Source organism: Bacillus sp. M5A3_1b, assembly GCF_053345335.1.
Window position 1 is genome coordinate 53006 of record NZ_JBKEZY010000014.1, and the last position, 14206, is coordinate 67211.

Below are 14206 nucleotides of genomic sequence, written 5' to 3' on the forward strand. Positions count from 1 at the left end.
TCGTAATTTTTGAGCTGGAATTAAGAAGTGATTAAACAAAAATAAATTATATTGACTCGTTCTATATAAAGAACTAAAATGACAGTAATTAGGAAGTTTTGTATATTCGAAAAATAAAAATAATAATCTTGTTTTTGTTTTTTTATGGAATGCTCAACTGAAATCTCATTGGTATTAAATGAGGGGGAGAAGTAATGAATAAGGAAATAAATTTGAAAAATCTATTCACTTTAATGCGGAAAAGGGTGTGGATACTACTATTGTTTACGACTCTCACAACGGTAGGAGGAGTTCTGTATAGTATGTATATGAAAACGCCTTTGTATGCTTCTTCGGCAAGGGTAATTGTTCAAGCTAATGCCGAAACGATGAATACATTGAAAGCAATGGTAAATGAGCCTGTAATATTAGAAAAAGTAGCTGCTGAATTGAATATAAACAGATCAGCAGGTGCATTAAGTGGACAAATAAGTACAGAAAGTGTACAAGGCTCTCAAATTATGAGGATAAATGTAGTGGACATGGATCCTGTGCTTGCACATAAAATTGCAAATACTACAGCGGCTGTTTATAAGCAAGAAGTAGCAAATATACTGAATTTTAATAATGTAAGTATATTACCAGAGGATCCAGTTCAAAAAAATTCTATGCCTATAAATATAAATCACTTTAAGACGATACTAATCGCATTCACGTTAGGTATGGTGCTCAGTATCGGTTTTATTTTTTTATTGGATTCATTGGATGAGAGAATCCACTCAGAACGACGAATTGAACAATTGTTAGATATCCCTGTTTTAGGTGGAATTTCTAAAATGAATAAGAAGAATATGAAAGATAAATTTAGTGGGAAAAATACAGTGTTATTGGGGGAGGGAACGGAGTGGCATACAAAAATAGACGGAAAACAAATAAAGTTAAAGGAGAAAGTATAGTTGCGTATACCGCCCCAAGATCGAAAATTTCGGAGCAGTATCGTTCGCTTCGAACAAATATTCAATTATCTTCGTCTATGCATAAAATCAGGACGATAGTGATTACTTCTCCGAGGTACGGTGAAGGGAAATCAACGATTACAGTAAATTTAGCAGTCTCAATAGCACAAAAAGGTGAAAAAGTATTGGTAATAGATGCGAATTTACGAACACCAACGATTCATGAAATGTTAGAAGTAGAAAATACAATTGGATTAACTGACATATTGAACGGAAAAACAAATTTGGTAGGTGCTGTAAAAAAAACAAAGATGGAAAGTTTGGATGTATTAACTAGCGGTCCAGTACCATTCAATCCGTCAGAAGTACTTAGTTCAGAGGAAATGGATATGTTGATTCAAAAGGCGATGGAACGGTATGACATCATATTATTTGACTCTTCCCCTGTATTAGAAGTAACAGATACGAGCGTATTAGCTGATAAGTGTGAAGGTGTACTTTTGGTGATCCGGTATAATCGCACTGTGAACGAAGATGCACTTGAAACGAAAAGGGCATTAAGTTTTACGAAAAGTAGAATATTGGGTGCGATTTTGAACGGGAAAGTATAAAGGATAGTTTTAAATTAAACTTTCGTACGTGAAATTGTTCGTTATAAAGAAAAATTAATAGAATTGTGATGTGGTGATGTCTCCTAACCGCTATCAATGGAGGCACTCGATTATGCTGTGGGTTGTGAAAACAACCTTAGATGCCAGTCGTCAAAAGTGTAATGTGAGGGAGGGTTAGATGCCCATGTTTTATTAAAGTTTCTAACTATGTGTTTTTAATAAAGAGAATATAGTTAGAAACTTTAAGTTTGAAAGAGTTAAGTAAGGAATTGATTAAAGGAGGAAGTTATATGACGTATCGCCGGAGGATATCGTTATTGCTTTTAATGGATTCACTGATAGTATTAACTGCTATTTTTTTTAGTTATTTTTTTGTAAATGCTAGCTTCAGTGTTATCACTTTATCATCAGTTATTAGCTCTATCACTTTATTAGTTAGTCATCATTTGTTTGCTTTTATGTATAAGTTGTATAAAAAGGCTTTGGAATATGCAAGTATAGGAGAATTGCTAATTATATGCAAGGTTGTTACATTTTCTATACTTACTACAGCGGCTGTGCAGCAACTAATCATGGGGAAAATGTATTTTCGATTGTTAGTTGTTACTTGGATGATTCATATTTTATTAATAGGTGGTTCTCGCTTTATTTGGAGAATGTACAGAGATATTTATTATGTAAAAAAAGGCGATAAGAAAAGAACGTTAATTGTTGGTGCTGGATCTGCTGGAACAATGGTTGCTAGACAGTTGTTGAAGAACAGTGCTACGGAATTAATGCCAGTCGCATTTATTGATGATAATATCAAAAAACATAATCTAGATATTTGGGGGATTCCGGTAATTGGTGGTATGAACCAAATTGATTACGTTATCAAAAAACTGAATATTGAAATGATAATTTTAGCAATTCCTTCGTTAAATAAAAAAGAAAGAAATATTATTTTAAAAGATTGTTTAAAAACAAATGTAAAAACACAAATCCTTCCAATGTTAGAAGACTTAGTAACAGGTAAAGTTTCAGTGAATGAATTCAGAGATGTTCAAGTAGAAGATTTATTAGGACGAGATCCTGTAGAGTTAGACGTGGATATCATTTCAGATTATATAACGGATAAAGTCATTTTAGTTACTGGTGCAGGTGGATCAATAGGCTCAGAAATTTGTAGACAAGTTGCGAAATTTAAGCCGAAAAAATTGATTTTATTAGGTCACGGAGAAAACAGTATATATTCAATAGAAATGGAATTAAAAGAAAAACATAATGATAAAAAAGGCGTGTTTATTCCAGAAATCGCAGATATTCAAGATGAAAAGAAGATGCATGTAATAATGAAAAAACATCTTCCTCATGTTGTATATCATGCTGCTGCACATAAACATGTACCATTAATGGAAAACAATCCTGAAGAGGCAGTTAAAAATAATTTGATTGGGACTATGAATATAGCAGAGGCAGCAAGAACACATGGAGTAGGAACGTTTGTTATGATTTCGTCGGATAAAGCAGTGAACCCAACGAGTGTTATGGGGGCAACAAAGAAATTAGCTGAGATGGTAATACAACATAAAGATAAAATAAGTCATACAAAGTTTGTTACTGTACGATTTGGAAATGTCTTAGGGAGTAGAGGGAGTGTTATCCCTTTATTTAAGAAGCAGATTCAAAAAGGTGGACCAGTTACTGTTACTCATCCAGATATGATTCGGTATTTTATGACAATTCCGGAGGCGTCTAGACTTGTAGTACAAGCTGGTGCGTTAGCTAAAGGTGGAGAAATTTTTGTACTCGATATGGGAGAACCAGTAAAAATAGTGGATCTTGCTAAAAACCTCATTCGATTGTCAGGAAACTCCGTGGATGAAATAGGAATAGAATTTACGGGTATACGCCCAGGAGAGAAACTTTTTGAAGAATTACTAAAAGAAGATGAAATGAATGAGCAGCAAGTCCACCCAAGAATTTATGTAGGGCAAGAAATGAATGTTCGTATAGAAGAAATAGAAAAAATAATTTCTGAATATACAGAATTAAATGAATTTGAACTAAGAAAGCGATTGTTAAATTTAGTGAATCAGCGTAAAACTTTAAAACTATTAATACCAGTATCAGGTTAACGACAAAAATTTATAATAAGACGGGTGCGTGGGATGGTGTCTAAAAAAGTTCTATTTTGTGCAACTGTGGATTATCATTTTAAAGCTTTTCACTTACCGTATTTGAAATGGTTTGCAGACCAAGGTTGGGAAGTACACGTTGCAGCAAATGGGAATATACACCTTCCGTATGTAACTGAAAAATATAATATTCCTATTCAAAGATCACCTCTTAGCATACAAAACCTTCATGCATATAACAAACTCAAATCAATTATTCATCAAAATAAATATAATATCATTCATTGTCATACGCCTATGGGAGGAGTAATTGCTCGTTTGGCTACTCGAAAAGCACGGAGGGAAGGGACAAAGGTCATATATACGGCGCATGGATTTCACTTTTGTAAAGGATCGCCGTTTATAAATTGGCTTTTATACTATCCAATCGAAAGAAGTTTAGCTACTACTACAGATTGTCTCATAACAATTAATCAGGAAGATTACAATTTAGCGATAAAACATCGATTTCAGGCGGGAAATATTAAACTCATTCATGGTGTAGGAGTGGATATAGAGCGGTATATTCCTGTTACTGAAAGTGAAAAGGAGAAACTAAGACATGAAAATGGTTATAAGTCTAAAGATTTTTTAATGTTTTATGCCGCTGAATTTAATAAGAATAAAAATCAAAGCTTTTTAATCCGTGTATTAGCACAATTGAAAAATGAAATGCCGCATGTAAAGCTTTTGCTTGCTGGAGAAGGTCCGTTAATGGAAGAGTGCAAAAAAATAGCAACGCAATTAGGTGTGAGTAGTATGGTGCACTTTCTTGGTTATAGAAATGATATAGCCTCTTTGCTACAGATGTGTGACCTAGCCGTGGCATCCAGTTACAGGGAGGGTTTGCCAGTTAATATTATGGAAGCCATGGCTTGTGGACTTCCAGTTATTGCTACAAGGAACCGAGGGCACAGGGAGTTAATTATTAATAATAAAAATGGTTGGACTATAGAACGCGATGACATACAGACGATGGCTGAAAGAATCAATTCTATTTCTAAAAATACTAAATTACAAGCGCAGTTTGGACAGTATGGACGTACTATTATTACGAATGAATATTCAGTTAATGAAGTATTGAAAGAGAAAAAAGAAATCTATACAAGTTATATGGATGAAATGGAGGATTTAAATTGGGCACTCCATTAAGAGTATTACATGTAGTGGTAAATATGAATAGAGGCGGAGCCGAAACTTTAATTATGAATTTGTATCGTAATATAGACCGCTCAAAAGTACAATTTGATTTTTTAACTTGTAAAGAGGGGGTATTTGATGAAGAGATAGTAAAATTAGGCGGGAAAGTTCATAGAATTCCATACGTTACAGATGTTGGTCATAGAGGTTATGTAAAGGCACTAGATATCTTTTTTAACTCGCATCCACAATATAAAATCATTCATTCACATATGGATAAAATGAGCGGATTTGTACTTCGTTCAGCTAAAAGAGCAAGAGTGCCAGTTAGGATTGCGCATAGTCATAGTACAAGCAGTGAGGGTGGCGCTATAGCAAAAATATATAAGTGGTATGCAGGAGCATTTATTACGTCGTGTGCTACACATTTTTTAGCGTGTTCAGTAGCTGCAGCGCAATGGTTGTTTGCTAATAGAGAAAGTGCAACAAAAATATTAAAAAATGGAATTGAATGTGATGAATTTACATTTAATCCAGACATTAGAGCGCAGGTAAGAAAAGAACTCAACCTTCATGGGGATGTTTTTGTGATTGGACACGTGGGAAGATTTGCACATCCAAAAAATCATACTTTTTTAATTGATATTTTTGCTCAATTAATAGAATACAGGCCGAACTCTATTCTTCTATTAGTTGGAGATGGGTCGCTTCGATTAGAAATGAAGAAAAAAGTAGAGAAACTCAATCTAACAGATAAAGTTAAATTTTTAGGAATACGTAGTGATATTAATCGTTTATTACAAGCATTTGATACATTTATATTTCCATCTATTTATGAAGGTTTACCAGTTACTCTTATTGAAGCACAAGGGGCGGGTTTGCCATGTATTATATCGGACACTATTACACAAGATGTGGATTTGGGGTTGAATTTAGTTGAACAGTGTTCATTGTTAGAAATAAGAAATTGGGTAGGTCTATTACAAAATATAGCAAACAAGCGGGTATCGCGAAGTGTGGAACAAAATGTATTAGCTGAAAAAGGATATGATATAAAAAATATTACAGGGTTTACCCAAAAGTTTTATGTTGAAGTATCGAGGTGAGCATATTGAAAAAGCTAACGATTTTTACCCCTACATATAATCGAGCATATTGTCTTCACGGGTGTTATGAAAGTTTGAAGCAGCAAACGTGTAAAGATTTTATATGGTTAATTATAGATGATGGGTCTGATGATTATACAAAGGAGTTAGTGCATTCTTGGATTTCTGAAGGTTGTATAAGTATAAGATATTATTGGCAAGTAAATCAAGGGATGCATGGTGCTCATAATACAGCTTACGAGATGATTGATACTGAACTTAATGTGTGCATTGATTCAGATGACTCAATGCCTAGTGATGCCGTAGAGAAGATCATTTCGTTTTGGGATGAAAATGGAAGTGACCAAGTAAGTGGAATCATTGCTCTTGATTTATATAAAGATGGGACAGTAATTGGTTCAAAGCTACCATTAAATCTTAACCGCTCTACACTGTTTAATCTTTACAATAAACATGGTGTAACTGGAGATAAGAAATTGGTATATCGTACAGAACTAACTAGGGAGTATCCTTATCCGATTTTTAAAAATGAAAAGTATGTAGGTTTGGCATATAAATACTATATGTTGGATCAGAAATATGAGATGTTACTCATGAACGAAGCACTTTGTTATGTTGAATATATGCCTGATGGTTCTTCGATGAACATGTTAAGTCAGTATCGTAAAAATCCAAAAGGTTTTGCTTTTTATCGTAAGGAACTGATGAAGCTACCATTTGCAAATAGGTTATTTAAATATAGACAAGCTGTACATTATGTCTCAAGTAGCTTTATAGCGAAAAATAAAAAATTTATAAAAGAGTCACCATGTAAAGTGCTTACCCTTTGCGCAGTGCCATTTGGGGTTATTCTATATAGTTACATTACATTGAAAACAAGAATAAAAGTAAATATATAGGGATTTACTTAGGATTGATAAGAGGGAAGAATAATGACTATACTTTGGATGAATTTTTTTATAGTGTTCATACTAGCGTTTTTCGCACGGTATTTTGCTATGCCAGTAACTTCAGAAATGGTGATGTTAAAACCGAATCGACTATTGATTTTAATGGCGACGACATCTCTTGTACTAGTATCTGGTTTTAGAAATAATATTGGTGATACGTATTTTTATATGCATGCTTTTACAGTTACTGATTTTAATTGGGATTATATTCAAAGTAGTAAGGATGTTGGATTTAGTATTTTGCAAATGATTTTAAAGGCATATACGAATGATCCGCAAGTTTTGATTTTGATAACAGCCCTAATAACAAATATATTAATAGTAGCAGTTCTATATAAATATTCAAGAATGATTGAATTAAGTTTATATGTGTATATCGCATCCGGCATGTATTTAGTGTCAATGAATGGAGTAAGACAGTATTTAACTGCAGCGATTATTTTTACTGCTACAAAATATATTTTAGATGGGAATTGGAAGAGATATTTTTTGATCGTACTATTTGCTTCTACTTTTCATCAAAGCGCCCTTGTATTAATTCCTATTTATTTTGTAGTCCGAAGAAAAGCATGGTCGACAATAACATTTATATTACTCTTTATTGCGGTACTTATAGTAATAGGGTTTAATCAGTTTGCAGAAATTTTCTTTGCAACGATAGGGGATACACAATATGGTCACTATAAGAATTTTCAAGAAGGAGGAGCAAATATTCTTCGGGTTGCTGTGGATGCAATACCGCTCATTCTCGCTTATGTTGGAAGACATAAATTAAGAGAGATTTTTCCGGAAAGTGATTATATCGTAAATATGGCATTGTTAGGTCTAGTATTTATGATTATTTCAACTCAAAATTGGATTTTTGCAAGATTCTCCATATATTTTGGGTTATACCATTTGATATTGATATCGTGGGTTATAAAGTTATTTATAGAAAAGGATCAAAAGTTAATTTATTATGCAGTAATATTATGTTATTTTGTTTACTTTGTATATGAACATATTATTACTTTAGGAATAGTTTATAAGAGTAGTTTTTGGGGATAAAATATATATTTGAAAATCGTTCTTAGATGGGAGTAATTTTCAATGTTTAAACAAGAACGACCAAAAAGAGTGTTACATATCGTTAGTGCGATGGACCGAGGTGGCGCTGAGGCATTATTAATGAATGTATATAGGAATATAGATAGAAAAATGGTGCAATTTGATTTTGTTTCCCATAAAAGTGAAGAAAGTGATTATGATAAGGAAATCATTGCGTTAGGTGGGAAAATACACCGAATATCAAGCTTAGGACAGCTAGGCCCTCTTTCATACATTAAAGAGCTTGTTAAGGTAATGTCTAATAATCAATATGTGGCGGCCCATGCACATACTGATTATCAGGGGGGGATTGTGGCTATTGCTGCTAGAATAGCTGGCATAAAAATAAGGATTTGTCATTCACATAGTAATAATTGGCCGATGGGATCGGGGATAAAAGGGAAAGTTTTATTGAGTTTTTTACGAACAGTTATTACTTATGCGGGAACAAATTATTGTGCGTGCAGTATAGAATCTGCACGTTTTTTATTTCAAAAAAACATTGATAATTCAAAGGTAAAGATAATGAAAAACGCAATAGATATTAATCAATTTGTTAATGCAAATATACAGGATGATAATGCAGTAAGGAATGAATTCAATATACCAGTTGAACAGAAAGTTATTGGTCATATTGGGCGTTTTTCTGAATCTAAAAATCATATATTTATATTAAAAGTTTTCAATGAAGTATTAAAATATGACCCTAATTTTATGCTTGTTTTAGTAGGGGATGGACCGTTAAAGAACTCTATTGAGCTAGAATCCAAAAGACTAGGTATCTATGAAAAAGTTAGATTTTTAGGAGTAAGAAAAGACATTCCAAGAATTATAAGGATGTTTGATGTTTTTCTTTTTCCGTCACTTTTTGAGGGATTTGGAATTGTTGCATTAGAAGCACAGTGTGCAGGTGTTCCGTGTGTAGTGGCAAATACAATAACTAAAAATGTTGATATGGGATTAGGGATAATATCATTTGTTAGCTTAGATGAAAATTTTAAAATATGGTCTGCAGAAATTCAAAAGATTTTGGAAAAAGAAAAATTAAATACAGAAATAATAGCTGATACGATCTCGAAGCGCGGTTTTGATATAAAGAGTAATATTCCAGAGTGGTTATTATTATATGGATTAGAGTATAGGGAATCATAGTTAAATGTACTTACTTTCATAAGAATAAAACTAGTAAAATAAATCGGATGAGGGAGTAAGAAATGAAAAAGAAAAAAATTCTCATTACATCATTTGATATGGCAATTGGAGGAGTAGAAAGAAGTTTAATTGGTTTATTGAATACAATCGACTATAGCAAATATGATGTAGATTTAATGTTATTTAAACATGAGGGAGAGTTTCTTTTTTTATTACCTAAACTGCCTAATTTGTTAAAGGAAGTAAAACAATATACTACTTTTAGAAAATCAATTAAACAAATATTGCAAGAAGGGCAAATTACAATTGGAATGGCAAGGACTTTAGGGAAAATTTTTGGGAATGTGCATGGGAGATATGTGAAAAGTGCAGAGGTGGGATATTTCGTTATTCAGTATGGATGGAGAATAACTTTACCATTTATACCGAAACTGGAAGAGGAGTATGATGTAGCAATTAGTTTTTTATGGCCCCATTATTTTGTTGGAGATAAAGTTCGAGCGAAACGAAAGATTGGTTGGATTCATACAGATTATTCAAATATAAATCTTAATGCAAACATGGAGTATAAAATGTGGAGCAAAATGGATAATATCGTAGCAGTTTCAGAAGGATGTCGAGATTCATTTCTTAGTATTTTACCCAATGTAAATAAGGATGTTGAAATTATAGAAAATATATTATCTCCGGAGTTCGTACGTGAGCAAGCATACAGGGAAGATGTTATGAAAGAACTACAGATGAAACCTGGAAAAATAAAGCTTGTTACTGTAGGGCGGTTATCATATGCAAAAGGAATAGACGTTGCTATGCATGCCTTAAGAAAGTTATTAGATGAGGGATATGATATGGAATGGTATGTAGTTGGGTATGGAGCACTAGAAGCTGAACTTAGAAAGTTATTAGCTGAACTTAAACTGGAAAAACATTTTTTTTTATTGGGTAAAAAGACAAATCCCTATCCATATATAAAAGCATGTGATATATATGTGCAGCCATCGAGGTATGAGGGGAAAGCTGTAACAGTTCGTGAAGCACAAATCATCGGAAAGCCAGTACTTATTACTAATTTTTCAACTGCCAAAAGTCAGGTACAGGATGGAATTGATGGATTAATAACTGAGATGGGAATAAACGGGATAGTTAATGGAATAAAGAGACTTATTGAAGATAAAGAATTAAGGGAAGCACTGGTAGACAATACTCTGAAAGGTGAATATGGAAATCGTAATGAAATCAATAAATTATATGCATTATTTTCGTAAAGGGAGAATAAGTAAATGGTTTTTAATATTTTGAGTGCAATAAAAACACTTTAGGGTAGTGATAGTTATGAAGAAAAAAATTTTATTCGTTATAGATTCGCTACAAAGTGGAGGAGCTGAAAAAAGTTTAGTTTCTTTACTTTCTTCATTTGATTATACGAAATATGAAGTTGATTTGTTAATGTTCTCTGCTAGTGGATTGTATTTACCATTACTTCCAAAACAGGTAAACGTTTTAGAAGTACCGACAATTATTAAAAGACAGGCTGAGAAATTTAATTATTTAATCAAACATAAATACTTTAAAGAGTTATTTCTTAGAGTTGGGGCTTCTATATCTCTTAGAAATCCATACATAAATAAAAAATTACATGCAGCTCAAGTAGTTTGGAGATGGGTGTCTAAAGGGATGGATAGTTTAAAGGAGACATATGATGTTGCCATAGCTTATAGTCAAGGAATGCCAACATATTTTGTGGCAAATAAGGTTTACGCGTGCAAAAAAATCGCTTGGGTGAATACGGATTATAGGTTAGCTGCATTTAATAAAGATTTTGACTTGAACTATTATGAGGAATTTAATGAAATAGTAGCTGTTTCCGATGGTTGTAAGGAAGTATTGATTCAAGAAATTCCTAAAATAGAGTCGAAAATTCAGGTTGTCTATGATATTATATCGCCGACGTTAATTAAATCGATGGCAAATGAGAGTGAAGGATTTAGTGATAAGTTTGAGGGATTACGAATATTAACGATTGGTAGATTAGTCTATGAAAAAGGATATGAATTGGCCATAGAAGCTTGTTATAAATTAAAGCAAAAAGGCCATAGATTTAAGTGGTATGTAATCGGCGAAGGAAATCTTCAAAGTGAACTCGAGGATAGGATAAGTAAATATAATTTACACGATACTTTTATATTATTAGGTACATACAAGAATCCCTATCCTTTTATAAAACACAGTGATATATATGTACAACCCTCTCGGTATGAAGGATTTGGCTTGGCGATAGCAGAAGCTAGAATATTTCAAAAACCTATAGTAGTAACCGATTTTGTTACAGTTCATAATCAAATCAAACATAGAGAGAATGGTTTAATAGTGAAGATGGATTCGGAAGCAATATATGAAGGAGTGAAAGAAATTATAGAAAACGATTTGCTAAAAAAACGGTTATTTGAAAATTTAAGGAAAGAAAAGGTTGGAACGGAAGAGGAAATTGAGAAGATATATGCTTCTTTCAATTAAAGGATTTTATAAATAGAAAGAATGGGGGAACTATGAAAAAGAGAATGCTTTTTATGATTATAAATATGAATATAGGTGGTACGGAGAAGGCCTTATTAAATATGGTAGCAGAAATCCCAAAAGAAAAATATGAAGTGACAATTTTAATGTTAGAGAAAAAAGGAGATTTTTTAAATTTTATTCCAAAGGGGGTTCGTATTGAGTATGTAAAGGGTTACGAGGAAATGCAATATATATTAAATAAACCAACACGAGTAGTTATAGCGGATTTTATAAAACAAAGAAAAATTGTAAAAGCGCTGCAACTGGCAGTGTTGTACGTAATCTCTAAGATTATGAAAGAACGGAGTGTTATTTTTAAATATTGTTTACAGAATTATGAAGATGCTTATAAAAATTATGATATTGCTATCGCTTATGCTGGACCAATGGATTTTATTAGTTATTTTGTGGCAAATAAAGTAGAGGCTAGACGAAAGATTCAATGGATCCATTTCGATATTGAAAAGATATTTTTTAATAAGCATTTTGTTAACAAAGTATATAAAAAATTTCAACATGTTTTTGTAGTTTCAGATGTAGGAAAGATGAAACTTACTCAAACTGTTCCAGAATTGATAAATAAGGCAGAAACTTTTTTAAATATTATTTCACCTGAAATGATATGTAAGATGGCAAATGAAGGAATTGGGTTTGCGGATGATTTTGAGGGCGTAAGAATCCTTACTGTTGGTAGATTGAGTATAGAAAAGGGGCAGGATTTAACAATATCTGTGTTAGCTAGACTTAAAGAAGCTGGCTTCAATGTTAGATGGTATTGTATAGGGGATGGAAAGGAAAGAGGAATGTATGAAAAGCTTGTGAAGAATTACGATGTCCAGGGTGATTATATATTTTTAGGAGCAGTTTCGAATCCCTATCCATTTATGAAACAATGTGATTTATATGTACAACCGTCTCGATATGAGGGATACTGCATAACACTTGCAGAAGCTAGATGTTTTAATAACCCAATTATTAGTACAGATTTTACAGGAGCAAGTGAACAGATAATCCATAACCACAATGGATTAATCGTTCAATTTGACGAGCAGCAAATGTATGATTCTATTGTACAAATATTAAGTGATACATTGCTGGATGGACGGTTGAGAGAAAATATAGAAAAAGAAGTGGTAGATACGAGAGAAGAGTTAAAAAAGTTATATAGAATAGCCAATTCTAATATGTAACTTGTTTTAGAAGGTATTGTTATCGTATTACAGAAATATGGGCGGTTCGCTATTATAAATTATGTTTTTTGTGAAAACATCTTCGAGGGTGTTTTTTATTTTGATATAAAACTTTTAGGTGGTAGAAGGAGATAATTATGAAAAGAGTGCTATTTATGGTAAGTAGTATGAATATAGGTGGTGTAGAAAAATCACTTCTTTCTTTATTATCTGTAATACCAAAAGAAAAGTATGATGTCACAGTATTGATGCTGGAGAAGCGAGGGGGATTTTTAAAACAATTACCAAGTTGGGTAAAGATAGAAGAAGTTACTTGGTTTGAAAATATAAAGCCTAAAATTATGCAACCACCAAAGAAAACGATTAAAGAGTACTTTGAAAATGCAAAGTATATTAAGGGTTTAAATTTTTTATTCACTTATGTGGTATCAAAAAATTTAAAGGATAGATATGTTTTCTATAAAGAGATTTTTAAAGATATTCCACATAATAAGAATAATTATGATATAGCAATAGCATATCAAGGTCCTACTGACATAATTGATTATTATATAGTTAATAGAGTAACTTCAGAAAAGAAAATTTCTTGGATCCATTTTGATGTTTTTCAACATCTAGTTAATACAAAATTATATGAGAAATTATATAATCAGCTGGATAATATATATGTAGTTTCTAAAGAAGCACAAAAACATTTAATAGAGAAGTTTCCTAAAGTAAAAAGTAAGACAAGTGTCTTTTTAAATATTGTACTTCCAGATTTAATAAATGAAATGGCGAAAGAAAAAGTAGAATTTGATAATGAATATAAAGGTATGAAGATAGTAACAGTAGGTAGACTTTCGGAGGAAAAAGGTCAAGACATTGCAATTAAAGTTTTGTCAATGTTACGTAAGGAAGGGTATGAAGTACGGTGGTACTGTATTGGAGAAGGGGAAAATAGAACGTATTATGAGACGCTAATATGTAAATATAATTTAAAAAAGGACTTTGTATTAATGGGATCAACACAGAATCCTTATCCTTATATACATCGATCAGATATATATGTTCAAACATCTCGGCATGAAGGGTATTGTCTTACATTAGCTGAGGCAAAATGCTTAAAAAAGCCTATTGTAACGACTAATTTTACAGGCGCAAATGAGCAAATAATAGATGGATATAATGGTTTTGTTGCTGAATGTAATGAGGAAAGCCTATATTACAAGATTAAATATCTTTTGGATCAACAAAGAGTGCGTGAAGAGATAACGACTAATTTGTTAGAAGAGGAATTTAACAACTTAGAAAAGGTAAATCGTTTTTTAAGTTAATTGTAAAT

The 14206-nt window shown here is 32.3% G+C and carries 12 protein-coding genes; all 12 read left to right on the forward strand.

The genetic code is table 11. The annotated features are described in order from the left end of the window. Positions 1 to 194: 194 nt before the first annotated feature. On the forward strand, positions 195 to 935 hold the full coding sequence (locus ACLBWW_RS26165; protein WP_048544235.1) for a YveK family protein: 741 nt from the start codon (positions 195 to 197) through the stop codon (positions 933 to 935). After that, positions 884 to 1546 (forward strand): CpsD/CapB family tyrosine-protein kinase, encoded by a 663-nt coding sequence (locus ACLBWW_RS26170; protein WP_048544232.1) that lies wholly within the window; start codon positions 884 to 886, stop codon positions 1544 to 1546. The genes ACLBWW_RS26165 and ACLBWW_RS26170 overlap by 52 nt, the downstream gene beginning before the upstream one ends. Before the next feature lie 290 nt (positions 1547 to 1836). Beyond that, positions 1837 to 3663, forward strand: coding sequence for a polysaccharide biosynthesis protein (locus ACLBWW_RS26175; RefSeq protein WP_048544231.1), 1827 nt, complete (start codon positions 1837 to 1839; stop codon positions 3661 to 3663). Positions 3664 to 3696: 33 nt separating this feature from the next. Continuing rightward, positions 3697 to 4854 carry a glycosyltransferase family 4 protein gene (locus ACLBWW_RS26180; RefSeq protein ID WP_447614321.1) on the forward strand — a complete coding sequence of 386 codons (1158 nt, stop codon included), beginning with the start codon at positions 3697 to 3699 and terminating at the stop codon, positions 4852 to 4854. Then, on the forward strand, positions 4839 to 5948 hold the full coding sequence (locus tag ACLBWW_RS26185) for a glycosyltransferase family 1 protein (protein ID WP_048544227.1): 1110 nt from the start codon (positions 4839 to 4841) through the stop codon (positions 5946 to 5948). The genes ACLBWW_RS26180 and ACLBWW_RS26185 overlap by 16 nt, the downstream gene beginning before the upstream one ends. A 5-nt stretch (positions 5949 to 5953) precedes the next feature. Next, the gene (locus ACLBWW_RS26190; protein ID WP_048544225.1) at positions 5954 to 6847 is read left to right on the forward strand and encodes a glycosyltransferase family 2 protein; all 894 of its coding nucleotides are present in this window, start codon (positions 5954 to 5956) and stop codon (positions 6845 to 6847) included. A gap of 33 nt (positions 6848 to 6880) precedes the next feature. Further along, entirely contained in the window at positions 6881 to 7945 is a 1065-nt protein-coding gene (locus tag ACLBWW_RS26195; RefSeq protein ID WP_048544223.1) for an EpsG family protein, read from the forward strand. 42 nt (positions 7946 to 7987) lie between these two features. After that, entirely contained in the window at positions 7988 to 9136 is a 1149-nt protein-coding gene (locus ACLBWW_RS26200; RefSeq protein WP_048544221.1) for a glycosyltransferase family 1 protein, read from the forward strand. A gap of 62 nt (positions 9137 to 9198) precedes the next feature. Further along, positions 9199 to 10401: a glycosyltransferase gene (locus ACLBWW_RS26205; protein WP_048544219.1), complete on the forward strand. Its 1203-nt coding sequence runs from the start codon at positions 9199 to 9201 to the stop codon at positions 10399 to 10401. Positions 10402 to 10468: 67 nt separating this feature from the next. Beyond that, positions 10469 to 11650: a glycosyltransferase gene (locus ACLBWW_RS26210; protein ID WP_048544218.1), complete on the forward strand. Its 1182-nt coding sequence runs from the start codon at positions 10469 to 10471 to the stop codon at positions 11648 to 11650. A gap of 32 nt (positions 11651 to 11682) precedes the next feature. Beyond that, a complete protein-coding gene (locus ACLBWW_RS26215) occupies positions 11683 to 12882 on the forward strand; it encodes a glycosyltransferase (RefSeq protein WP_048544217.1) in 1200 nt (399 codons plus the stop codon). Between the two features lie 137 nt (positions 12883 to 13019). Continuing rightward, on the forward strand, positions 13020 to 14198 hold the full coding sequence (locus tag ACLBWW_RS26220; RefSeq protein WP_048544215.1) for a glycosyltransferase: 1179 nt from the start codon (positions 13020 to 13022) through the stop codon (positions 14196 to 14198). Positions 14199 to 14206 lie beyond the last annotated feature (8 nt).

Coding starts and splice junctions, on each gene's coding strand:
- ACLBWW_RS26165 (WP_048544235.1), top strand. CDS start 195: ATGAATAAGGAAATAAATTTGAAAAATCTATTCACTTTAATGCGGAAA.
- ACLBWW_RS26175 (WP_048544231.1), top strand. CDS start 1,837: ATGACGTATCGCCGGAGGATATCGTTATTGCTTTTAATGGATTCACTG.
- ACLBWW_RS26180 (WP_447614321.1), top strand. CDS start 3,697: ATGGTGTCTAAAAAAGTTCTATTTTGTGCAACTGTGGATTATCATTTT.
- ACLBWW_RS26195 (WP_048544223.1), top strand. CDS start 6,881: ATGACTATACTTTGGATGAATTTTTTTATAGTGTTCATACTAGCGTTT.
- ACLBWW_RS26200 (WP_048544221.1), top strand. CDS start 7,988: ATGTTTAAACAAGAACGACCAAAAAGAGTGTTACATATCGTTAGTGCG.
- ACLBWW_RS26205 (WP_048544219.1), top strand. CDS start 9,199: ATGAAAAAGAAAAAAATTCTCATTACATCATTTGATATGGCAATTGGA.
- ACLBWW_RS26210 (WP_048544218.1), top strand. CDS start 10,469: ATGAAGAAAAAAATTTTATTCGTTATAGATTCGCTACAAAGTGGAGGA.
- ACLBWW_RS26215 (WP_048544217.1), top strand. CDS start 11,683: ATGAAAAAGAGAATGCTTTTTATGATTATAAATATGAATATAGGTGGT.
- ACLBWW_RS26220 (WP_048544215.1), top strand. CDS start 13,020: ATGAAAAGAGTGCTATTTATGGTAAGTAGTATGAATATAGGTGGTGTA.